The sequence below is a fragment of the Reinekea blandensis MED297 genome, assembly GCF_000153185.1.
GTDB classification, from domain to species: Bacteria; Pseudomonadota; Gammaproteobacteria; order Pseudomonadales; family Natronospirillaceae; genus Reinekea; species Reinekea blandensis.
In genome coordinates, this window is sequence record NZ_CH724149.1 from 792,900 (window position 1) to 812,514 (window position 19,615).

A 19,615-nucleotide genomic window follows, 5' to 3' on the forward strand; every position below is an offset into this window, starting at 1 on the left:
GTTAAACATTTGTGCCACGCAGTCATTGATTGTCCGGGTCATGCCGCTACAATCCTCGCGGTAGTCAACAGGCGGAGCGGTCAATGGGGTCACCTTGGGAACGGTATCAACAAGATCTGAAACGGGAAGGGTTTGCGCACGATCCGTCACAGGAACAGGCAGTAAAAGCGTTACAACAGGTTTTTGACGGTCTAGTCGCGCGTCATCAGAAGGAGCAAGGACTCATGGGCCGTTTAGGGGCCTCCATGGGTCGAAAACCGCGTAAGGTAAAAGGCCTGTACTTCTGGGGTGGTGTTGGTCGCGGTAAAACCTACCTGATGGATACCTTTTATGATGCGATTCCGTTTTCAGAAAAAAAACGGCTGCATTTTCATCACTTCATGCGTTTGGTGCACGAACAGTTAAAAGTGCATAAAGGCAAGGCTAACCCACTCGATCTGGTCGCTCGTGAACTGGCACAAGATACACGCGTTCTGTGTTTCGATGAGTTTTTTGTCAGTGACATCGGAGACGCGATGATTCTTGGCAATCTGCTTGAAACGCTGTTTGAGGAGGGGGTTACGTTGGTGACAACCTCGAATATCGTGCCCGATCAGCTTTATAAGGATGGTTTGCAGCGCAAACTGTTTTTACCCGCCATTGAGACATTGAAACGCCATACTGATGTACTGAATGTGGATGGCGGGGTCGATTACCGGCTACGTACCCTGAAACAGGTAGAAATTTTTCACTCGCCTCTGGACAAAGACGCCGAAGAAAACCTCACCAAAAGCTTCCGTCAACTGGCGCCGGACGCCGATGAAGCCCTGGAGAATGAGCCACTGGACATTCTGGGTCGGCAGATAGTCAGTCGCTGGGTATGTGATGATGTGGCTCTGTTTGACTTCAGCGCCCTGTGTGAGGGTCCGCGTTCGCAAAATGACTATATCGAAATCGCCCAGCGTTTCCATGCGGTGTTAATTTCCGGAGTGCCGGAGTTTATCGGGAAAAACGATGATGCCGCGCGTCGATTCATTAATCTGGTCGATGAGTTCTATGATCGGAATGTGAAGTTGCTGATGACCGCCGCCAAACCGGTGGACTCTTTATACAAAGAAGGAAAGTTATCCTTTGAGTTTCAGCGAACGGTCAGCCGCCTGCTCGAAATGCAGTCTGAAGAATATCTGGAACTGGCGCATAAATCATGAAATCTGAACAGCCCGTTAAGATTGGTGTCGTTATTACCACCTATAACTCCCCCGTGTGGTTACGCTGGGTTTTGGTTGGATACGAGAATCAAACCGATCAAAATTTTGTTGCGCTTATCGCCGATGATGGTTCAGGCGAGGAAACTCAAGCCGTTATTGATGAGTTTAAAGCCCGCGGCCAGTTGCAGATTGAGCACTATTGGCAGGAAGATGATGGGTTCCGTAAGACCGTGATTCTGAATAAGGTCATCGCGCAAACCGATTGTGACTATCTGATTTTTACCGATGGTGATTGCATTCCGCGCGCTGACTTTATTGCAACCCATAGACAACAGGCGGCCACCGGAACGTTTTTGTCCGGAGGTTATATCAAGCTGACCATGCCTGTTTCCGAATCGGTCACCGAGGCTGATATCGCCTCAGGGCATATTTTTAACAAGGCAGAGTTGGTTCGTCGTGGACAGCCGGCCACGTTCAAACTGACTAAGCTGACCACCAATGCTTTTTTACGAAGCGCGCTAAATGCTCTGACACCAACCAAAGCGACCTGGAACGGCATGAACAGCTCAGGTTGGATTAAGGACATTCGTGCAGTGAACGGATTTGATGAACGTATGCAATATGGTGGCCTGGATCGTGAGCTGGGGGAGCGGCTCTGGAACTCGGGTGTTCGATCCAAACAGATTCGTTACAGCGCCGTCTGTCTGCATCTTGACCATGCCCGCGGGTATGCCAAACCCGAAATCTGGGAAAAAAATCACCGTATTCGCGCCGAAGTGAAGAAGGGTCGAATCGCCTGGACGCCTTATGGCATACAAAAAGACGGCGATCAGCATGGTGCATGATTACAGCGGTATTGAGGTTGTACTCGGGAACTCGAATAAACGGTTTTCGGGTGTGACCAGTACGATGCTGCAGGTTCTGTCTGTTCAGCGTCGATATGCTCAGGTTTCGGTCTTGGGGAGGCATCATTTGCTGGGTGATGTGCCCGCAATGTCTTTCTGGCAGGCAGTACGCCGGCTCAGGCAGACCCCTCAGGATCAGAAACAACGAATTTTTCATGCGCGTCGCAATGACGAGATGATTCAGGCGTTGCTGTTGAAGTACCTCTTCGGCGCGCAAATGAAAATTGTGTTTACCTCTACGGCCCAGCGTCGGAAGTCCTGGTTGACTCGTTGGTTAATGAGCCGGATGGATGGGTTGATCTCAACCTGTCAGGCGGCGGCCGACTACATGCCAGACCCTCCCGATGTCATTATCCCTCATGGTATTGATGTTCAGGCGCTGAATAACACCATTGAGACTGGGCAACAGCCGGCGTTATCAAAGCCTGCCACTAATTTGATTGGCATCTTTGGTCGGGTCCGTGCGCAGAAAGGAATAGATTTACTGGTGGAGGCGGCTGTTAAGTTGCTGCCCGACTATCCGGACTGGGGTGTCGTCATCGTCGGCCAGGTCACCGAAGAACAGAAAGCTTTTCAGGTCGCATTGGAGCGCCAAATCGAGCAGGCTGGCTTGAAAGATCGTATCGTCTTTACCGGTGAGTTGCCTTATAAGCAGGTCGTCACCTGGTTTCAACAGGTGTCCATTGTGACCGCGCTGAGCACGAATGAAGGCTTTGGGCTGACAGTGCTTGAAGCTTTGGCCGCTGGTAAGCCAGTCGTAGCAACAAGGGCGGGTGCCTGGCCGGATATTCTGGGCCAGCAAGATGTCGGTAAGCTGATTGAGGTTGGCGATCAGTCGGCGTTGATCTCAGCACTAAACTCGTTGATGTCGGACGGAGCGCTCCGGGAGCAGTATGGTGCGGCTGGAAAACAGCTGGTATCAGAGCGGTATACTGTTGAACGGGAAGCGTTAGAACTGCTTGATTTCTATGTGCGAAAGGTTGCTGAATAACTTTCTGAAAATAATGGTTGACCGCTGAAATTCTCTCCCTATAATGCGCCTCCGCTGTCAGGGCAAAGTCACTCGGAACCGAGATCGAACCTGGCAGAGAAGTGCAGCTTAACGAATTGATTCTAAACGAAAAAATTCAAAAAAAGAGTTGACACGAAAAAGGAACGACGTAGAATACGCGCTCCTTGAAACAGCAAGCCAACAGCGCCTCTGCTGAGATCTTTAAAACTGATAAATCAAGTAATTCGTGTGGGCGCTTGTGAGTCGATAGATTATCGAACACAAGCGACTGTCAAAACATTAGGTTTGATAGAAGCGATGTTCGAACTCAGATTGGCTGTCTGGTCTTAAACAGGCGGCAGCAGTTATAAACTGAAGAGTTTGATCATGGCTCAGATTGAACGCTGGCGGTAGGCTTAACACATGCAAGTCGAGCGGAAACGATCCTAGCTTGCTAGGAGGCGTCGAGCGGCGGACGGGTGAGTAACGCGTAGGAACCTGCCCGGTAGTTGGGGATAGCCCGGAGAAATCCGGATTAATACCGAATAATCTCTACGGAGGAAAGGCGGCTTCGGCTGTCGCTACTGGATGGGCCTGCGTTGGATTAGCTAGTTGGTGAGGTAAGAGCTCACCAAGGCGACGATCCATAGCTGGTCTGAGAGGATGATCAGCCACACTGGGACTGAGACACGGCCCAGACTCCTACGGGAGGCAGCAGTGGGGAATATTGGGCAATGGGCGCAAGCCTGACCCAGCCATACCGCGTGTGTGAAGAAGGCCTTCGGGTTGTAAAGCACTTTCAGCGAGGAGGAAAGGTTGATGGTTAATACCCATCAGCTGTGACGTTACTCGCAGAAGAAGCACCGGCTAACTCCGTGCCAGCAGCCGCGGTAATACGGAGGGTGCAAGCGTTAATCGGAATTACTGGGCGTAAAGCGCGCGTAGGTGGTTTGTTAAGTTGGATGTGAAAGCCCCGGGCTCAACCTGGGAATTGCATCCAAAACTGGCAGACTTGAGTACAGCAGAGGCAAGTGGAATTTCCAGTGTAGCGGTGAAATGCGTAGAGATGGAAAGAACACCAGTGGCGAAGGCGACTTGCTGGGCTGATACTGACACTGAGGTGCGAAAGCGTGGGGAGCAAACAGGATTAGATACCCTGGTAGTCCACGCCGTAAACGCTGTCTATTAGCCGTTGGGCCTGTTATGGGCTTGGTGGCGAAGCTAACGCGATAAATAGACCGCCTGGGGAGTACGGCCGCAAGGTTAAAACTCAAATGAATTGACGGGGGCCCGCACAAGCGGTGGAGCATGTGGTTTAATTCGAAGCAACGCGAAGAACCTTACCTACTCTTGAAATCCAGTGAACTTAGCAGAGATGCTTTGGTGCCTTCGGGAACACTGAGACAGGTGCTGCATGGCTGTCGTCAGCTCGTGTTGTGAAATGTTGGGTTAAGTCCCGTAACGAGCGCAACCCCTATCCTTAGTTGCCAGCGAGTAATGTCGGGGACTCTAAGGAGACTGCCGGTGACAAACCGGAGGAAGGCGGGGATGACGTCAAGTCATCATGGCCCTTACGAGTAGGGCTACACACGTGCTACAATGGCGTATACAGAGGGTTGCGAAGCCGCGAGGTGGAGCTAATCTCACAAAGTACGTCGTAGTCCGGATTGGAGTCTGCAACTCGACTCCATGAAGTCGGAATCGCTAGTAATCGTGAATCAGAATGTCACGGTGAATACGTTCCCGGGCCTTGTACACACCGCCCGTCACACCATGGGAGTTGATTGCACCAGAAGTGGGTAGCTTAAAATTGGGCGCTCACCACGGTGTGGTTAATGACTGGGGTGAAGTCGTAACAAGGTAACCCTAGGGGAACCTGGGGTTGGATCACCTCCTTAAGCAAGACTTGCAAGTGCTCACAACGAATTACTTGATTTGAATAAGATCGCTTTTATGGGGCTATAGCTCAGCTGGGAGAGCGCCTGCTTTGCACGCAGGAGGTCTGCGGTTCGATCCCGCATAGCTCCACCATGCTTTGGTGACTACCAAGAAATAGGACTATAGCTCAGCTGGTTAGAGCGCACCCCTGATAAGGGTGAGGTCGGCAGTTCAAGTCTGCCTAGTCCTACCAATCACGATCTTACGATTTTGCACAGCGAAGTGTTGCATTTGCATGAAATGTTTCGCTCTGCGAAAGCGCAGTTGTTCTTTAACAATCTAATGAAGTTCTCTCATTCTCTTAAGTGTAGCTTAAGAAGAATGAACTGTAGGTAACAAAGGCAGGTTTTAGCCGACCTTGCTGGAGTTACATACTGACTCAAGCGTATCTAATATTATCGTACGATCCTTGTTCATAGACGCCTTCGGGTTATATGGTCAAGTGATTAAGCGTACACGGTGGATGCCTTGGCAATCAGAGGCGATGAAGGACGTGGTAATCTGCGAAAAGTCTCGGGGAGCTGATAAACAAGCGTTAATCCGAGAATATCCGAATGGGGAAACCCACCTGTCATAAGGCAGGTATCCTGAGCTGAATACATAGGCTCATGGAGGCGAACCCGGGGAACTGAAACATCTAAGTACCCGGAGGAAAAGAAATCAACCGAGATTCCCTATTTAGTGGCGAGCGAACGGGGAACAGCCCTTAAGTGTTGTGGACGTTAGTGGAAGGCTCTGGAAAGTGCCGCCATAGTGGGTGATAGCCCCGTACACGAAAACCAAACAGCATGAAATCGAGTAGGTCGGGACACGAGAAATCTTTGACTGAATATGGGGGGACCATCCTCCAAGGCTAAATACTCCTGATTGACCGATAGTGAACCAGTACCGTGAGGGAAAGGCGAAAAGAACCCCTGTGAGGGGAGTGAAATAGAACCTGAAACCGTGTACGTACAAGCAGTGGGAGCCTCCTTGTGGGGTGACTGCGTACCTTTTGTATAATGGGTCAGCGACTTACATTTTGTGGCGAGGTTAACCGTATAGGGGAGCCGTAGGGAAACCGAGTCTTAACTGGGCGTCCAGTCGCAAGGTGTAGACCCGAAACCGAGTGATCTAGCCATGGGCAGGTTGAAGATTGAGTAACATCAATTGGAGGACCGAACCGACTAACGTTGAAAAGTTAGCGGATGACCTGTGGCTGGGGGTGAAAGGCCAATCAAACTCGGAGATAGCTGGTTCTCCTCGAAAGCTATTTAGGTAGCGCCTCGGACGAATACCACTGGGGGTAGAGCACTGTTAAGGCTAGGGGGTCATCCCGACTTACCAACCCTTTGCAAACTCCGAATACCAGTGAGTACTATCCGGGAGACACACGGCGGGTGCTAACGTCCGTCGTGGAAAGGGAAACAACCCAGACCGTCAGCTAAGGTCCCAAAATCTATGTTAAGTGGGAAACGATGTGGGAAGGCTCAGACAGCTAGGAGGTTGGCTTAGAAGCAGCCATCCTTTAAAGAAAGCGTAATAGCTCACTAGTCGAGTCGGCCTGCGCGGAAGATATAACGGGGCTCAAACATAGTACCGAAGCTACGGACTTGCCTTTGGCAAGTGGTAGAGGAGCGTTCTGTAAGCCGTTGAAGGTGTGTTGAGAAGCATGCTGGAGGTATCAGAAGTGCGAATGCTGACATGAGTAACGATAATGCGGGTGAAAAACCCGCACGCCGAAAGATCAAGGGTTCCTGTCCAACGTTAATCGGGGCAGGGTGAGTCGGCCCCTAAGGCGAGGCTGAGAAGCGTAGTCGATGGGAAACCGGTTAATATTCCGGTACTTCAATACAGTGCGAAGGGGGGACGGAGAAGGCTAGGTTAGCCACGCGTTGGTTGTCGTGGTTCAAGCTTGTAGGCTGAAGAATTAGGTAAATCCGGTTCTTCGTAAGGCTGAGAGGTGATGACGGTGGTTCTACGGAGCCCGAAGTAATTGATGCCCTGCTTCCAGGAAAAGCCTCTAAGCTCCAGCTGTATTGGAACCGTACTCTAAACCGACACAGGTGATCAGGTAGAGAATACCAAGGCGCTTGAGAGAACTCGGGTGAAGGAACTAGGCAAAATGGTGCCGTAACTTCGGGAGAAGGCACGCCGGCCTTGGTGATGGGACTTGCTCCTTAAGCTGAGGCTGGTCGAAGATACCAGGCCCCTGCGACTGTTTACTTAAAACACAGCACTCTGCTAACACGAAAGTGGACGTATAGGGTGTGACACCTGCCCGGTGCCGGAAGGTTAATTGATGGGGTTAGCGTAAGCGAAGCTCTTGATCGAAGCCCCGGTAAACGGCGGCCGTAACTATAACGGTCCTAAGGTAGCGAAATTCCTTGTCGGGTAAGTTCCGACCTGCACGAATGGTGTAACGATGGGGGCGCTGTCTCCACCCGAGACTCAGTGAAATTGAAATCGCTGTTAAGATGCAGTGTATCCGCGGCTAGACGGAAAGACCCCGTGAACCTTTACTATAGCTTCACACTGGACTTTGAATGTATTTGTGTAGGATAGGTGGGAGGCTTTGAAGCAGTGACGCCAGTTGCTGTGGAGCCAACCTTGAAATACCACCCTGATACCTTTGAGGTTCTAACGCGGGCCCCTATACGGGGTTGCGGACCGTGTGTGGTGGGTAGTTTGACTGGGGCGGTCTCCTCCCAAAGAGTAACGGAGGAGCACGAAGGTTGGCTAATCCTGGTCGGAAATCAGGAGGTTAGTGTAATGGCACAAGCCAGCTTGACTGCGAGACAGACAAGTCGAGCAGGTACGAAAGTAGGTCATAGTGATCCGGTGGTTCTGTATGGAAGGGCCATCGCTCAACGGATAAAAGGTACTCCGGGGATAACAGGCTGATACCGCCCAAGAGTTCACATCGACGGCGGTGTTTGGCACCTCGATGTCGGCTCATCACATCCTGGGGCTGAAGCCGGTCCCAAGGGTATGGCTGTTCGCCATTTAAAGTGGTACGCGAGCTGGGTTTAGAACGTCGTGAGACAGTTCGGTCCCTATCTGCCGTGGACGTTGGAAAATTGAGAAGAGCTGCTCCTAGTACGAGAGGACCGGAGTGGACGAACCTCTGGTGTTCGGGTTGTCATGCCAATGGCATTGCCCGGTAGCTACGTTCGGACGGGATAACCGCTGAAAGCATCTAAGCGGGAAGCCCCCTTCAAGATAAGTTTTCCCTGAGACTTCGAGTCTCCTAAAGGGCCCAGTAAGACTAACTGGTTGATAGGCAGGGTGTGTAAGCGTTGTGAGGCGTTGAGCTAACCTGTACTAATTGCCCGTGAGGCTTGGCCATATAACGCCCAAGGTGTTTATGTGCGCAAGGTTGTGCGAAGAAAGATATTGGATACGAGGCTGAGAAAGCCAAGAGTTGGTACCCGGAAGGGCTGCAGTGAAGAAGCGAAAGCAAAGAGAACTTTATTAGTAAACGAATTGGGGCATGAGCTAACACGTACCAGCTGATGCAATCCCAGCCAGTTTGCTTGACGACCATAGAGCGTTGGACCCACCTGATTCCATACCGAACTCAGCCGTGAAACGACGCATCGCCGATGGTAGTGTGGGGCTTCCCCATGTGAGAGTAGGTCATCGTCAGGCTCCCAAACCGAACCCCAGCAAGGCGACTTGCTGGGGTTTTTTATTGCCTGCGGGAAAGGTGAGCGGTCTGTAAGAGCCTGCCGGCAGGCGATCGCTTAGCAATCGCGCCTGAATAGGATCGCGAGCAGGCTCGCTCCGACACCGAGCATTGGTTAAGGTGGCGCGTCCTTCCCTTGACCCGGCTTAAAGCCGCCTCATGCTGATCGCTTGCAGCTTGCAGCTTGCAGCTTGCAGCGGCTGAAGGCGCTCTCTCGCAGCCCGCTGCCGCTCCTACTGACTGATCAGTTCAGCGATCCAACGTGTCCCAGGATAAACTTCTAACGCAATCTTAATAACAACCGTGAGCGGGATTGACAGCAACATTCCAATCGGACCCAGTATCCAGCCCCAGATAACCAGTGACAGGAAAACGATTAAAGGAGAAATGTCCAACGTTTTACCCATTAAACGAGGTTCAATCAGGTTGCCGATGATCATATTAATAGCGACAAAACCGCCGGTCGTTATCAGAAAGCCAGGAAGTCCCAGCTGGAGCCCAGCCAAAATCATCGGTGGAATGGCTGCAAGTAAGGAACCAACATTCGGAATGAAGTTCATCAAAAACGCAAAGGTTCCCCAGAGGATGGGGTAATCGACCCCGAGAAAGATCAGCAGTATCGCCACTAATATGCCGGTCGCTAAGCTGATCAGGGATTTTACCAGCAGGTAACGTTGTACCATCTTGGAAAACCGTTTGATGTAACCGATGGTTTTGTCATCACCGAATGCAATGCGCAATTTTTCAGAGGCATTGCGTGATTCCAGCAGCGTGAAAATCAGCGTAAACACAATTAATACGATGGCTGTCAGCACACTGCCGACACCAGAGAACAGTCTTCCAACAATGGCAATGGCACTGTCGGTTGGTTGAAACTCAGCGATGCGTTGTTCAATGTCTTCGATGAGCCAGGGTACCTTATCTTTGAGCTGCACAAGCCAAAGCTCAAGCTGATGCTGGTAATCCGGCAGGCGATCCAGAAATTGTTCTGTTGAATTGCCCAAGACCCGGCCGAGTGCATAGAAAAAACCGATCAGCAGCACGACGACAACCGTAATGGCGATGCCCAACGGCATACGGAAGCGAACCAGCAGATTAACTGCGGGAGATGTCAGAGCCGCTAAAAAAAACGCCACCAAAACGGGCATGACAATGGGTTGTGCAACCTTCAATCCCGCAATGATGATAAAGATCGATGCAATAACGATCAGGCCCCGGGAAAGCGATGCTTCATTCATAATTGAGTATCCTTAGGCAAGCACTGAAAACAGCACCATGGTCGACATTAACACCACCGCTAAGTTGTTAAGCCGGGACAGCGCTGGCAGCATTTGTTTGTCGTAGTGCTGGTTGATTCTTGCCTGAGCGATGTGAAAAGCGCCGATATCGACAATCAACAGCAGCAATGCAACCAACTTCAGTTTAAAAGCCCATGGCGCAGAGGTCAGTGAATAGTCTGACAGCAAGAACAGGGTGGTACCGGTAAGCAGAGCCGCGATTAATCCAAAGTCCGCATACCTGACAATAGGCAGTACCGGTTGCAGTTCGTCGAGCCGCTCATTTAAACCATTCGTTTGTGTTTGATGCAGTACTGCTATAAAGATCAGGCGACCACCCAAGGCGGCTGATAGCGCAACGAGATGCAAACTGAGTAAAACGACTAACATGCACTGTTTCCGGCTGTTTCTGACACAATCTCATTGACGCATATTGCTAAAGCGTTGGCAATCATCGGTGTTCACTGGAAGGTAACGAAACAAGTTCTGCTCTACAAGGTTGGGAGCTATTCCACGTCTGGTTCAAACTTGAGAAACTCGTTATTGATTGGCTGGCATTGCGCATCGACGGGTCGTGCAATAAAAGCATCGCGAAACCAGTCCAGGTTTAGCAGATCATCAAACTCTGACCACGGCTGCTTCGGGTCTAGCCATCTCGTCAGCTCTTCAGGCCTTAAGACCAACGGGAAGGATTTATGATGGACATCCTGAAACGCTTGATGTGGCGGCAAAGTGATGACTGCAGTATTCACTTTCGGGTTACCCTGTTCATCCAGCCTGAGTTTTGACACCGCGGCTAACAGCATCAAGCCCTCATCAGGCTGAGTAATCAAATGCTGTATTTTCCGTTCTGGCTTGGGTAATGCAGACGGTTTTGGTTGGCCGGGTAGCTGACTGTATAATCGCCCCCCTTTGTAAACCGGCTGCCATTCGCAAAAGCCCTGAGCTGGAACAACGCTGCGAATGCTGCGTGGGTGCTGAGTATGCATGGGTGACGTTGTCAGCTTTCCTGCTTTGGCATTAAACGTATTGTATCGATTATCAATCGAGCCATCGGCTCGCGTTGCAAGCCACCAGGTGGCACCCAGTAAGCGCGGCCCCGTGCGGCTTGGGATCAGGTTAATGACGGTGTCTGTTGGACGCAGGTAACGATTACGGATGATGTCCCGGATTTCGGCTTCGTCGTAGCCGGCAATGTCCAGCAGCGGTTCCAGTAACGGAAAGTCATTCACATTGTAGATAAATCCACACATAGCGTGTCCGTTTCACGGTCTTAGTCAATGATGTCCAGAATAGCCGTATTCGGTGGTTTGGGAAACCTCACACCGTACCAGAGCTCGCTCATCAGTTGGGTCAGAGCTATGGCCTGCCGCCATCGAGTGCCCGGGAGATCATAGTTGCGAGCAAGCGACGCTGCGGTAGTCTGGTCTAATTTCATTCCGTGACACAGGCAAGCCAGGTCAATGGCCGGGTCGCCCGGTGCAGCATATTCCCAATCAATCAACACCGGTTGTTCATCTGTACCTAGCAAGTTACCGGGATGCCAGTCGTGATGACACAGCACCAGATGTAATGGCGGTTGATAGTTTTGACAAGCCCGCTCGATGCGGCGCAGTTCGGCTGGATCGAGCGGCTGTTGCTGATGCTGGCTGAGGTGTTGAATCTGGTCGGTGACCAAGAGCGGAGGAAGGGTGTCCGGGATGTCCACCGCGTGAACGTCATCGAGCAGAGTCGTCAGCGCATCCGTCGAAGTGATCAAAGCCGAGGGTTGTTCAGGAATCCATCGGCTGAGCAGCCAATCTTCAGAGATGCCTGCAGTTAAAGGTGCAAACGGCTTTGAGGCAATGGATTCCAGAATCAGGCGTTCCCGGTGTCGATCAATCCCCATCGATTTGCTTAACGGATTGTTAAGACGTAACACATAGCGCTCTGTCGGTGTTTCCAGTCGATAACAGGCATTGGTCAGAGCATGATCAATGCGACTGACTTGGACATCAGGACCGACGATCGGGTCCAGTTGACGCAGAACCTCATGGAAATGCATAGAAGAATTTTGTACCCCGAATAAAAATCATTACACTAGAGCCGTTCTTGCCGGGGTGCTGCCGTATTGCAGCTGAGAAAAACCCGTTGAACCTGAACCAGTTCGTACTGGCGTAGGGAGCAAAGCCCTCTTTGTGTTGGTTCTGTAGAACCCACTCCCGCTACATCAAAATGATGCGCCGGTATCAATTTTTATTGATACAGGAAACAACCATGAAGTTAAAGACTCTTCTGAGTTTAATGACGCTCAGCGGCACACTCGCCGCCGCGGATCTGACTATTTACACCTACGAATCCTTTACCGGAGAATGGGGCCCGGGCCCGGCCCTGGAAAAAGCGTTTGAAGCGCAATGCAACTGTGATATTGCCTTTGTCGGTCTTGAAGACGGCGTGGCGTTGTTAAACCGGCTTCGTCTGGAAGGTGAGCAATCACAGGCCGATATTATTTTGGGGCTGGATGACGGTCTCGTCGCCGAAACTGAAGCGCTCGGGTTGCTTGCCGAACATCAGCAATCCTTGTCAGATCTGACGCTGCCTTACCGTTGGAGCAATGAGTATTTTGTACCTTACGATTATGGGCACTTCGCGTTTGTCTACGATGATCAACGTGTGTCAGAGGTCCCGGGTTCATTAAAAGAACTGGTGGAAGAGTCGGATCTTTCCGTGATCTATCAAGACCCGCGCCTGAGCACGCCAGGCCAGGGACTGATGCTGTGGATGAAGTCGGTCTTCGGTGCCGACGCTGCGGATGCCTGGACTCAGCTTCAGGAAAAAACCGTTACCGTCACCCCGGGTTGGAGTGAAGCCTATTCGCTGTTTCTGGAAGGGAACAGCGACATGGTCCTGTCCTACGTCACGTCACCGGCGTACCACATCAGCTTTGAGGAAACTGAGCAATACAAGGCTGCCGAATTTGCCGAAGGTCACTACGTACAGATTGAAGTTGCCTCGGCTCTGAAATCCAGCGGTAACCTGCCATTGGCGCGTGATTTCCTGGCGTTTCTGGTCAGCAAACCCGCACAGGATGTGTTTGGCGGTACAAACTGGATGTGGCCGGTACTTGCGGAGGCCGAAACACCGGCGTCTTTTGATAAGCTGATCAGTCCGGAAACCCTTTATTTCCGCAGTGAAGACGTCGCGGCCAATCGTAAAGCCTGGATCCGGGAATGGCGTAACGCCGCCAGCCAGTGATTCAACGTCTCGCGTTCCTGCCGACGGCAGTCATATTGCTCACTCTGGCCTTGGCCGGAGTGGGCCTGATTCTGCATCCGGGGCAGGGCGGGGCGCTGGTCAGTTATTTCGACGCCTGGTTCCTGCAGATTCTGAAATTTTCGGTCCTGCAGGCGACTCTGTCCGCGGTTGGTTCGGTGTTGCTCGCGGTTCCCTTTGCTTTGATTCTGGCCACCCGGCCTTTCCGTCAGCAATGGCTGATACAGGGGCTGATGAACCTGTTTTTTATCATGCCGGTGCTGACCGTAGTGCTGGGCGTCGTGGCGGTGTTTAATGACTGGTTTCGGGTGTTCAGTCTGACCGGTATCGTCGTCGCACACCTGTATCTTAACGTTCCCTACGCCATTCGATTATTCTGGGAGCGGTTGAGTCAATATTCTCAAACTCATGCGCAAGTGGCTGTCACCCTGAACATGACAGCCTGGCAGCGCTTTCGGGTCTTAAAACTGCCGATACTCATTGATGCCTTCCGCCCGATCTTCGTGCTGATTTTTTTGATGTGTTTCAGCAGTTTTACCGTGGTGTTAACGCTCAGCGGTGGACCGGCGAACACCAATCTCGAAGTGGCGGTGTTTCAATCACTCAAACTGGATTTCGACCCGAAAGGTGCAGCGTTTTATGCCTTTTTTCACGGTTTAATTGCCTTTTTAATTTTGTTTTTTCTCGGCCGTCGCGATCAGTTTGGTATCGAGTTTAATCGCCTCACCGAACGTCAGCACGCGACGGCGACCGATACTCAGTGGTTGGCCATCGCGGTGTTACTTTTTGTGTTGTCGTTGCCATTGTTCGGCTTAACGGTGGATGCGCTATCTGCTCCATTCGCTGGATCTTCGCGCTTTGGTCAGGCGCTAACTACAAGCTTATTACTTGCTCTGGGCAGTGGTGTGCTGGCAACGGTGCTGGCCTTGTGCCGCAGTCTGTCAAAACAGCAGGGGCGATTTACACGCTTTCTGGATTTCGGGTTACTGGTTTTACCCATGATGGTGATCACCACGGGGTTGCTGCTATTAACCTTAAAGCTGCACATCGCGTTTAAGATGACCTTTTTCTTAATCATCTGGTTGAATGCATTAATGGCCATGCCGTTAATCATCACACCGCTTCAATCCCGTATTCAGTTATATCATCGTCGATACCAACCTTTGGCGGAATCGCTGGGTATGCCTGCCCGAACGCGTTTGGGTTTGATCTACCTGCCGGCAGTTTTACCGTTATTACCGTGGGCGATGGTGCTTTCGATGGTGTTGTCGATTGGCGACCTTGGCGTCGCGGCGTTGCTGGGGTCCGCTCAGTTTGTCACCTTGCCGATATTGATCTATCAGGCCATGGGCAGTTACCAGCTTGTATTGGCGTCTCAGTTGACGCTGATTTTGTTGGTCATCTGCGCGGTCTTATTGTTGGCAGCAGAATGGATCGGAGGTCGTCTGCGTTATGCTTGAAGTACAGGATTTAGTCTGTCGACTGGGGACCCATCGTTTTCATTGGAATTTTTCTGTTCCGGAGCAATCGTTTCTGGCGGTGACCGGTCCAAGCGGGTTGGGCAAGAGCAGTCTGTTAAATGCTTTATTGGGGTTCTTGCCGTCGGAATCCGGCCGAATATGTTGGCGTCAGCAGGACCTGAGTCATGCATCGGTTGCTGCAAGACCGTTCGGTGTGTTGTTTCAGCGGGATAACCTGTTTGAGCATCTGAGCGTAGAAAAAAACCTGTCGCTGGGGTTGTCACCCTCGGGTCGTCTCTCAGGTGTTATGCAGGAACAGTTACTGGAAGCCGCCCGTCGGTTTCAGATTGATGATCTGCTGAAGAAACGTGCCGGGGCGCTATCGGGCGGGCAACAGCAGCGCGTCGCGCTGTCGCGTGTCTTTTTGCAAAACCGGCCGGTGTTGCTGCTCGATGAGCCGTTTTCATCGCTTGATCCGGGTCTGCGCCGTGATGGCCTTGACTGGGTTCAGGAGCTTCAGCGAGAACAAAAAACCACCATTGTGATGGTGACCCACCACCTGGCGGAAGTTCGGGAGGCGGCATCGCATGTCCTTGAAGGCGTTTCTTCTGATCAATGGACACAGTATCCTGCATAAAAATTCATTAGCGGAACACCTCTGTGAAAATCGGTCTGATAATAAACCCCTGGGCGGGCGTCGGCGGATCGGTCGCGCTGAAAGGCAGCGATGGCCCCGAGATTCGCAATGAAGCCCTTAAACGCGGCGCTCAACCCAAAGCCAACGACAAAACAGCCATTACACTGCAAGAGCTTCATGCGCGCAGCCCGGACGCAAGCATTCATTGGTACAGTGCGCCCGGAAAGATGGGTGAAGAGGCAATACGCAACGAATATGGGGCGAATCTGTCTCTGGTGGTTCAACCGGACGCTCTGCCTGAACAAACCGAAGCTTCCGAAACCTACCGTGCGGCTGAGTGGTTGCTGGCACAGTCGGTCGATCTCATTTTATTTGCCGGCGGCGATGGCACCGCAAGAAACCTGTTGGATGTGGTTGGCGAGCGCATCCCGGTGCTGGGGATTCCCGCCGGGGTCAAAATCCACTCGGGTGTGTTTGCTGTGACGCCACATGCGGCCGGGGATGTTTTGGCCGGGTTGTTGAACGGCGACATTACCGAGCTGCATCAGGAAGAGGTCCGCGACATCGACGAAGAGGCGTTTCGATCCGACCGCGTGGTGGCGCGTTACTATGGCGATATGAAGGTGCCGGTGTCCGGTGAGTTTATGCAGCACGTTAAAGTCGGAGGGCTCGAAAGCCAGGATCTGGTTTTAAACGATATTGCGGACTGGTTCATCGAGACTATGCAAGACGACGTTTGTTATTTCATTGGCAGCGGTAAAAGTACGGCCACGATTATGGACGCTTTGCATCTGCCGAACACATTGCTTGGCATTGACGCGGTGTATCAGGGACAGGTGGTAAAAGCCGACTGCTCTGAAGCGGATCTGTTGTCATTGTTGTCACAGTATCCGTGCCGGGCCTTGATCAGCATCATCGGCGGTCAGGGTCATATTTTTGGTCGTGGCAATGCACAATTCAGCCCTCAGGTTCTGGCGCAATTGACGCGTGAAAATATCGACATTATCGGCACCAAAACCAAGTTGAAATCGCTTGAAGGGCGCCCATTGTTAATAGACAGCTCGGACCCGGCGCTGGATCGTGCATGGGCGGGTCTCATGCCGGTCATGACCGGGTATCATGATCACGTAATCTATCCGGTAGTTGCCCGATGAATCTTTATGGACGTTTTGTTTTATTTCTTTTCAGCGCCTTGTTCAGCAAGCGACGCTTTGATCCCTTTGTTCCGGTTAAACTGCACTTTCGGGTTTGGCCGCACGACATTGATGTCAACTTTCACCTGACCGCCGCGCGTTATTTTTCTTTCGGTGATTTTGGCCGACTGCATTGGCTGACACAAAACGGATTGTTGCGCCGTTTTTTCCGGTCAGGGTATCGTGGCGTGTTGAATGCTCAGGAAATAACCTATATTCGGGAATTTCTGCCTTTCAGCCGAGTGGATGTCGAAGTATCACTGGTCTGCTGGGACGAGAAGTACGGCTATTTTGAGCAGCGCTTTTATCATCAGGGCAAGCTCTATGCGATCTCGCATGCGCGGATGGCAATGCTCTATCAGGGGTCTGTGCTGTCATTTGCCGAGACGTTTAAACGTTTTGGCCTGTCAGCAGAGAATCGACCCGAGTCAGAAGCCATTGCCGATTGGAAAGCGACATTAAAGGCCAAGCGGGATCATTTCAAACAATGATGAAACGACAGGCTTTTTTTCGCGGGGTTGTCGATACCTTGCCTATGGTGCTGGCGGCGATTCCTTTTGGGCTTCTGTTCGGCATGTTGGCTCCGGCAAGCGGTGTCAGCGCTTGGGTGGCGATCTGTTTGTCAGCTCTGGTGTTTGCCGGGTCTGCCCAATATGTGGCCATGGGTTTACTGGCCGCCGGAACGCCGGCCGCACTCATTGTACTGACCACCTTTATCGTCAATCTTCGACACTTGTTGTATTCATTAGCGATGCTCGTGCCGTTACGGCATCTTCGACGGCCAAAGAAAGTTGCGCTGAGCTTTTTTCTGACCGATGAAACCTTTGTAACCTTTAATCAGCGCTTACAACGCGTTTTGCCAGAGGAACAGCGCGTTGCCTATTATCTGGGCTCCGCCGTGTTCATGTATGGCAATTGGCAGCTTTGTACCTGGTTAGGGCTGTGGGCCGGGTCTTCTCTGACCGGTATCGAATCACTCGGGCTTGAGTTTGCGATGGTCACGGCGTTTCTGGCCATGATGATGCCGATGTTCCGGCATCGGAAAAACATCGTCAGCGCCGTCATTGCCTTTGTACTTGCCTGGTTCACCCGGGACTGGCCGCATAAAACCGGCATCATTTTTTCAGTAATCGTGGCAGCCGTGGTGGCGTCGACGCTTTCGTTCCTGGAGACGGATGATGATTAATCTGTTGATGATTCTCGGTATGATTACCGTGACCTGGGGCGTTCGGGCGTTGCCCTTTGTTTTGCCGGACATTCGGTTTTCACCGGCGGTTCTGAATGTTCTGAACTGTGTACCGGCCGCGGTTCTGGCGGCACTGGTGGCTGAACCGGTGCTTTCCAGCGCGGTGGAACAGGGCACCGCGTTAACACCTGAAGTACTGGCTGCGGCGCTGTGCGTGTTCATGGGGCTGATGCGACTGCCCATGTTAGTGGTTGTGGTGGTCGGAATGGCCGGCTATTGGGGCCTGCGTGTTTTTATCGGCAGTTGACGTTCAGTCGGCTTGCCAGGGCCAGCCCTCTAAGGATTAGGGCGGTTGGATGATTTCCCGGGTGCCAGCGCTTACACTGGTATCCAAGCACTGAGAGGAAGCATCATGTTTAATGTCGTTAAGGGCCGAGAAGGCCATCGAATTGAAGTCGTAAAAACAGACGACTACGAGAACTGGTTTTCAGCCCAGACAGAGTTTGTCTGTAATTGGCTGGCACACAGTGGGTTTACCGGCACTGGCCATGTACTGATTCCGAATGCTCAAGGGAATCTGGACAGGGTGCTGCTGGTCAGTGATGAGCCAGACTCCGTTTGGGTGCTGTCTGAGTTGGCGATCAACCTGCCGGTTGCGAACTTTTACATTGAAGGAGATGAGCAATCCCAATATCGCGCAGCGCTGGGTTGGGTTTTAGGCCAGTATCAGTATTCCCGTTATCTGGAAACGCCGCAGAAACAGGCGACCCTGTTTGTGTCGGACGATGCTGCACACCAGCGAGTCGTGAATGAAGCTCGTGGTGTCTATCTGACCCGCGACCTGATTAATACGCCGGCTGGCGACATGATGCCTGAGCACCTGTCCGAGGCAATGCAGAACCTGGCGGCGGAACATTCCGCTCATTTTTCTGAAATTGTCGGTGATGACCTGTTGGCGCAGAACTTCCCGACCATTCATCTGGTCGGACGCGCGTCCGTCCATGCGCCACGCTTGCTGGATCTGACTTGGGGCGATCCTTCGCATCCGAAACTGACTCTGGTCGGCAAAGGGGTATGTTTTGACAGCGGCGGTTTGGATTTAAAACCGGCCTCCGGCATGCGCCTGATGAAGAAAGACATGGGCGGTGCCGCTCATGTTCTGGGTCTGGCGAGTCTGATCATGGCCAACAAGCTACCGGTTCGTTTGCGAGTGTTAGTTCCAGCTGTTGAGAATGCTGTGTCCGGTAACGCGTTCCGACCGGGCGATATCGTTAAGACCCGTAAAGGGCTGACAGTCGAGATCGATAACACCGACGCTGAAGGTCGTCTGGTTCTGTGTGATGCCCTTGCGCTGGCCGATGACGAACAGCCGGACCTGTTGATCGATTTCGCAACCCTAACCGGTGCGGCACGGGTAGCGCTGGGCCTGGAAGTACCAGGCTATTACAGTACCGACGATGGTGTTGCCCAGGCATTGCAAGCCGGTGGTGATGAAGCCGAAGACGCAATTTGGCGTTTGCCTCTGCATCAGGGGTACGCGGAGTTCATGAAAGGTACGATCTCTGATCTGGTGAATGGCGCCGCCAAACCATTTGGTGGGTCCATTACTGCCGCGCTTTATCTGCAGCACTTTGTTGAACAGTCACCTTGGGTTCACTTTGATGTCGGGGCCTGGAATGATCGTCCTCGTCCCGGTCGACCCGTGGGCGGTGACGCCATGGGTCTGCGTGCCGTGTTCACTGCGCTGCAGAAACGTTATTCCTGATGGGTAACTTTTAAGAACAGAACAGGCCGGATTGTCCGGCCTTTTTTTATTTTTTATCACGGTGGCTTGGTGATAGTGACCTGAAACTTAAACAGGGTGACTTACCGGCTATTGTGATGCGCGCACCTGGCCGTTTACAGTGTGACTCTATTCTTAC

At 52.1% G+C, this 19,615-nt stretch carries 15 protein-coding genes, 2 tRNA genes, 3 rRNA genes and 1 riboswitch; of the genes, 16 read left to right on the forward strand and 4 right to left on the reverse strand.

Annotated features, from left to right (window positions below):
- Positions 1-83 precede the first annotated feature (83 nt).
- The 8 genes from zapE to rrf all read left to right on the forward strand — a co-directional run bounded on the left by zapE (position 84) and on the right by rrf (position 8,651).
- Positions 84-1,187, forward strand: coding sequence for a cell division protein ZapE (zapE, locus tag MED297_RS03610; protein WP_008042489.1), 1,104 nt, complete (start codon positions 84-86; stop codon positions 1,185-1,187).
- Positions 1,184-2,032, forward strand: coding sequence for a glycosyltransferase family 2 protein (locus tag MED297_RS03615; protein WP_008042490.1), 849 nt, complete (start codon positions 1,184-1,186; stop codon positions 2,030-2,032). The genes zapE and MED297_RS03615 overlap by 4 nt, the downstream gene beginning before the upstream one ends.
- Positions 1,995-3,083, forward strand: a complete 1,089-nt coding sequence (locus tag MED297_RS03620; RefSeq protein WP_083779316.1) for a glycosyltransferase family 4 protein — start codon at positions 1,995-1,997, stop codon at positions 3,081-3,083. The genes MED297_RS03615 and MED297_RS03620 overlap by 38 nt, the downstream gene beginning before the upstream one ends.
- A gap of 369 nt (positions 3,084-3,452) precedes the next feature.
- Positions 3,453-4,981, forward strand: a 16S ribosomal RNA gene (locus MED297_RS03625).
- 57 nt (positions 4,982-5,038) lie between these two features.
- Positions 5,039-5,114, forward strand: a tRNA-Ala gene (locus MED297_RS03630).
- Positions 5,115-5,137: 23 nt separating this feature from the next.
- Positions 5,138-5,214 (forward strand) — tRNA-Ile (locus MED297_RS03635).
- Between the two features lie 243 nt (positions 5,215-5,457).
- Positions 5,458-8,349 (forward strand): 23S ribosomal RNA (locus tag MED297_RS03640).
- 186 nt (positions 8,350-8,535) lie between these two features.
- Positions 8,536-8,651, forward strand: a 5S ribosomal RNA gene (gene rrf, locus MED297_RS03645).
- The 16S, 23S and 5S rRNA genes sit together here with 2 tRNA genes alongside, the layout of an rRNA operon.
- Positions 8,652-8,921: 270 nt before the next feature.
- Here the strand turns inward: rrf and MED297_RS03650 are convergent.
- The 4 genes from MED297_RS03650 to MED297_RS03665 all read right to left on the reverse strand — a co-directional run bounded on the left by MED297_RS03650 (position 8,922) and on the right by MED297_RS03665 (position 12,009).
- Positions 8,922-9,926 (reverse strand): AI-2E family transporter, encoded by a 1,005-nt coding sequence (locus MED297_RS03650; RefSeq protein ID WP_008042492.1) that lies wholly within the window; start codon positions 9,924-9,926, stop codon positions 8,922-8,924.
- Positions 9,927-9,938: 12 nt separating this feature from the next.
- Positions 9,939-10,355, reverse strand: a complete 417-nt coding sequence (locus MED297_RS03655) for a hypothetical protein (protein ID WP_008042493.1) — start codon at positions 10,353-10,355, stop codon at positions 9,939-9,941.
- A 116-nt stretch (positions 10,356-10,471) separates the two neighbouring features.
- On the reverse strand, positions 10,472-11,218 hold the full coding sequence (locus MED297_RS03660; protein WP_008042494.1) for an SOS response-associated peptidase family protein: 747 nt from the start codon (positions 11,216-11,218) through the stop codon (positions 10,472-10,474).
- A gap of 20 nt (positions 11,219-11,238) precedes the next feature.
- Positions 11,239-12,009: an LPS biosynthesis choline kinase gene (locus tag MED297_RS03665; protein WP_008042496.1), complete on the reverse strand. Its 771-nt coding sequence runs from the start codon at positions 12,007-12,009 to the stop codon at positions 11,239-11,241.
- 41 nt (positions 12,010-12,050) lie between these two features.
- Positions 12,051-12,145: riboswitch (TPP riboswitch) on the forward strand.
- A gap of 76 nt (positions 12,146-12,221) precedes the next feature.
- Between MED297_RS03665 and thiB the strand changes: the two genes are divergently transcribed.
- The 8 genes from thiB to MED297_RS03705 all read left to right on the forward strand — a co-directional run bounded on the left by thiB (position 12,222) and on the right by MED297_RS03705 (position 19,458).
- On the forward strand, positions 12,222-13,199 hold the full coding sequence (gene thiB, locus MED297_RS03670; RefSeq protein ID WP_040556422.1) for a thiamine ABC transporter substrate binding subunit: 978 nt from the start codon (positions 12,222-12,224) through the stop codon (positions 13,197-13,199).
- A complete protein-coding gene (locus tag MED297_RS03675; RefSeq protein WP_008042499.1) occupies positions 13,196-14,677 on the forward strand; it encodes an ABC transporter permease family protein in 1,482 nt (493 codons plus the stop codon). Before thiB ends, MED297_RS03675 begins: the two co-directional genes overlap by 4 nt.
- Positions 14,670-15,314, forward strand: a complete 645-nt coding sequence (locus tag MED297_RS03680; RefSeq protein WP_008042501.1) for a thiamine ABC transporter ATP-binding protein — start codon at positions 14,670-14,672, stop codon at positions 15,312-15,314. The genes MED297_RS03675 and MED297_RS03680 overlap by 8 nt, the downstream gene beginning before the upstream one ends.
- A gap of 23 nt (positions 15,315-15,337) precedes the next feature.
- Positions 15,338-16,468, forward strand: a complete 1,131-nt coding sequence (locus tag MED297_RS03685; RefSeq protein ID WP_008042502.1) for an ATP-NAD kinase family protein — start codon at positions 15,338-15,340, stop codon at positions 16,466-16,468.
- Positions 16,465-16,998 carry a thioesterase family protein gene (locus MED297_RS03690; RefSeq protein ID WP_008042503.1) on the forward strand — a complete coding sequence of 178 codons (534 nt, stop codon included), beginning with the start codon at positions 16,465-16,467 and terminating at the stop codon, positions 16,996-16,998. Before MED297_RS03685 ends, MED297_RS03690 begins: the two co-directional genes overlap by 4 nt.
- Positions 16,995-17,693: an AzlC family ABC transporter permease gene (locus MED297_RS03695; RefSeq protein ID WP_040556423.1), complete on the forward strand. Its 699-nt coding sequence runs from the start codon at positions 16,995-16,997 to the stop codon at positions 17,691-17,693. Before MED297_RS03690 ends, MED297_RS03695 begins: the two co-directional genes overlap by 4 nt.
- Entirely contained in the window at positions 17,683-18,000 is a 318-nt protein-coding gene (locus MED297_RS03700; RefSeq protein ID WP_083779317.1) for an AzlD domain-containing protein, read from the forward strand. Before MED297_RS03695 ends, MED297_RS03700 begins: the two co-directional genes overlap by 11 nt.
- 105 nt (positions 18,001-18,105) lie before the next feature.
- Positions 18,106-19,458 (forward strand): leucyl aminopeptidase family protein, encoded by a 1,353-nt coding sequence (locus MED297_RS03705; RefSeq protein ID WP_008042506.1) that lies wholly within the window; start codon positions 18,106-18,108, stop codon positions 19,456-19,458.
- Positions 19,459-19,615 lie beyond the last annotated feature (157 nt).

What these genes read in the sequence shown, in the direction of transcription:
- zapE (WP_008042489.1), top strand. Translation starts at nt 84, where the DNA reads ATGGGGTCACCTTGGGAACGGTATCAACAAGATCTGAAACGGGAAGGG.
- MED297_RS03615 (WP_008042490.1), top strand. Translation starts at nt 1,184, where the DNA reads ATGAAATCTGAACAGCCCGTTAAGATTGGTGTCGTTATTACCACCTAT.
- MED297_RS03620 (WP_083779316.1), top strand. Translation starts at nt 1,995, where the DNA reads ATGGCATACAAAAAGACGGCGATCAGCATGGTGCATGATTACAGCGGT.
- MED297_RS03650 (WP_008042492.1), bottom strand. Translation starts at nt 9,926, where the DNA reads ATGAATGAAGCATCGCTTTCCCGGGGCCTGATCGTTATTGCATCGATC.
- MED297_RS03655 (WP_008042493.1), bottom strand. Translation starts at nt 10,355, where the DNA reads ATGTTAGTCGTTTTACTCAGTTTGCATCTCGTTGCGCTATCAGCCGCC.
- MED297_RS03660 (WP_008042494.1), bottom strand. Translation starts at nt 11,218, where the DNA reads ATGTGTGGATTTATCTACAATGTGAATGACTTTCCGTTACTGGAACCG.
- MED297_RS03665 (WP_008042496.1), bottom strand. Translation starts at nt 12,009, where the DNA reads ATGCATTTCCATGAGGTTCTGCGTCAACTGGACCCGATCGTCGGTCCT.
- thiB (WP_040556422.1), top strand. Translation starts at nt 12,222, where the DNA reads ATGAAGTTAAAGACTCTTCTGAGTTTAATGACGCTCAGCGGCACACTC.
- MED297_RS03680 (WP_008042501.1), top strand. Translation starts at nt 14,670, where the DNA reads ATGCTTGAAGTACAGGATTTAGTCTGTCGACTGGGGACCCATCGTTTT.
- MED297_RS03690 (WP_008042503.1), top strand. Translation starts at nt 16,465, where the DNA reads ATGAATCTTTATGGACGTTTTGTTTTATTTCTTTTCAGCGCCTTGTTC.
- MED297_RS03695 (WP_040556423.1), top strand. Translation starts at nt 16,995, where the DNA reads ATGATGAAACGACAGGCTTTTTTTCGCGGGGTTGTCGATACCTTGCCT.
- MED297_RS03700 (WP_083779317.1), top strand. Translation starts at nt 17,683, where the DNA reads ATGATGATTAATCTGTTGATGATTCTCGGTATGATTACCGTGACCTGG.
- MED297_RS03705 (WP_008042506.1), top strand. Translation starts at nt 18,106, where the DNA reads ATGTTTAATGTCGTTAAGGGCCGAGAAGGCCATCGAATTGAAGTCGTA.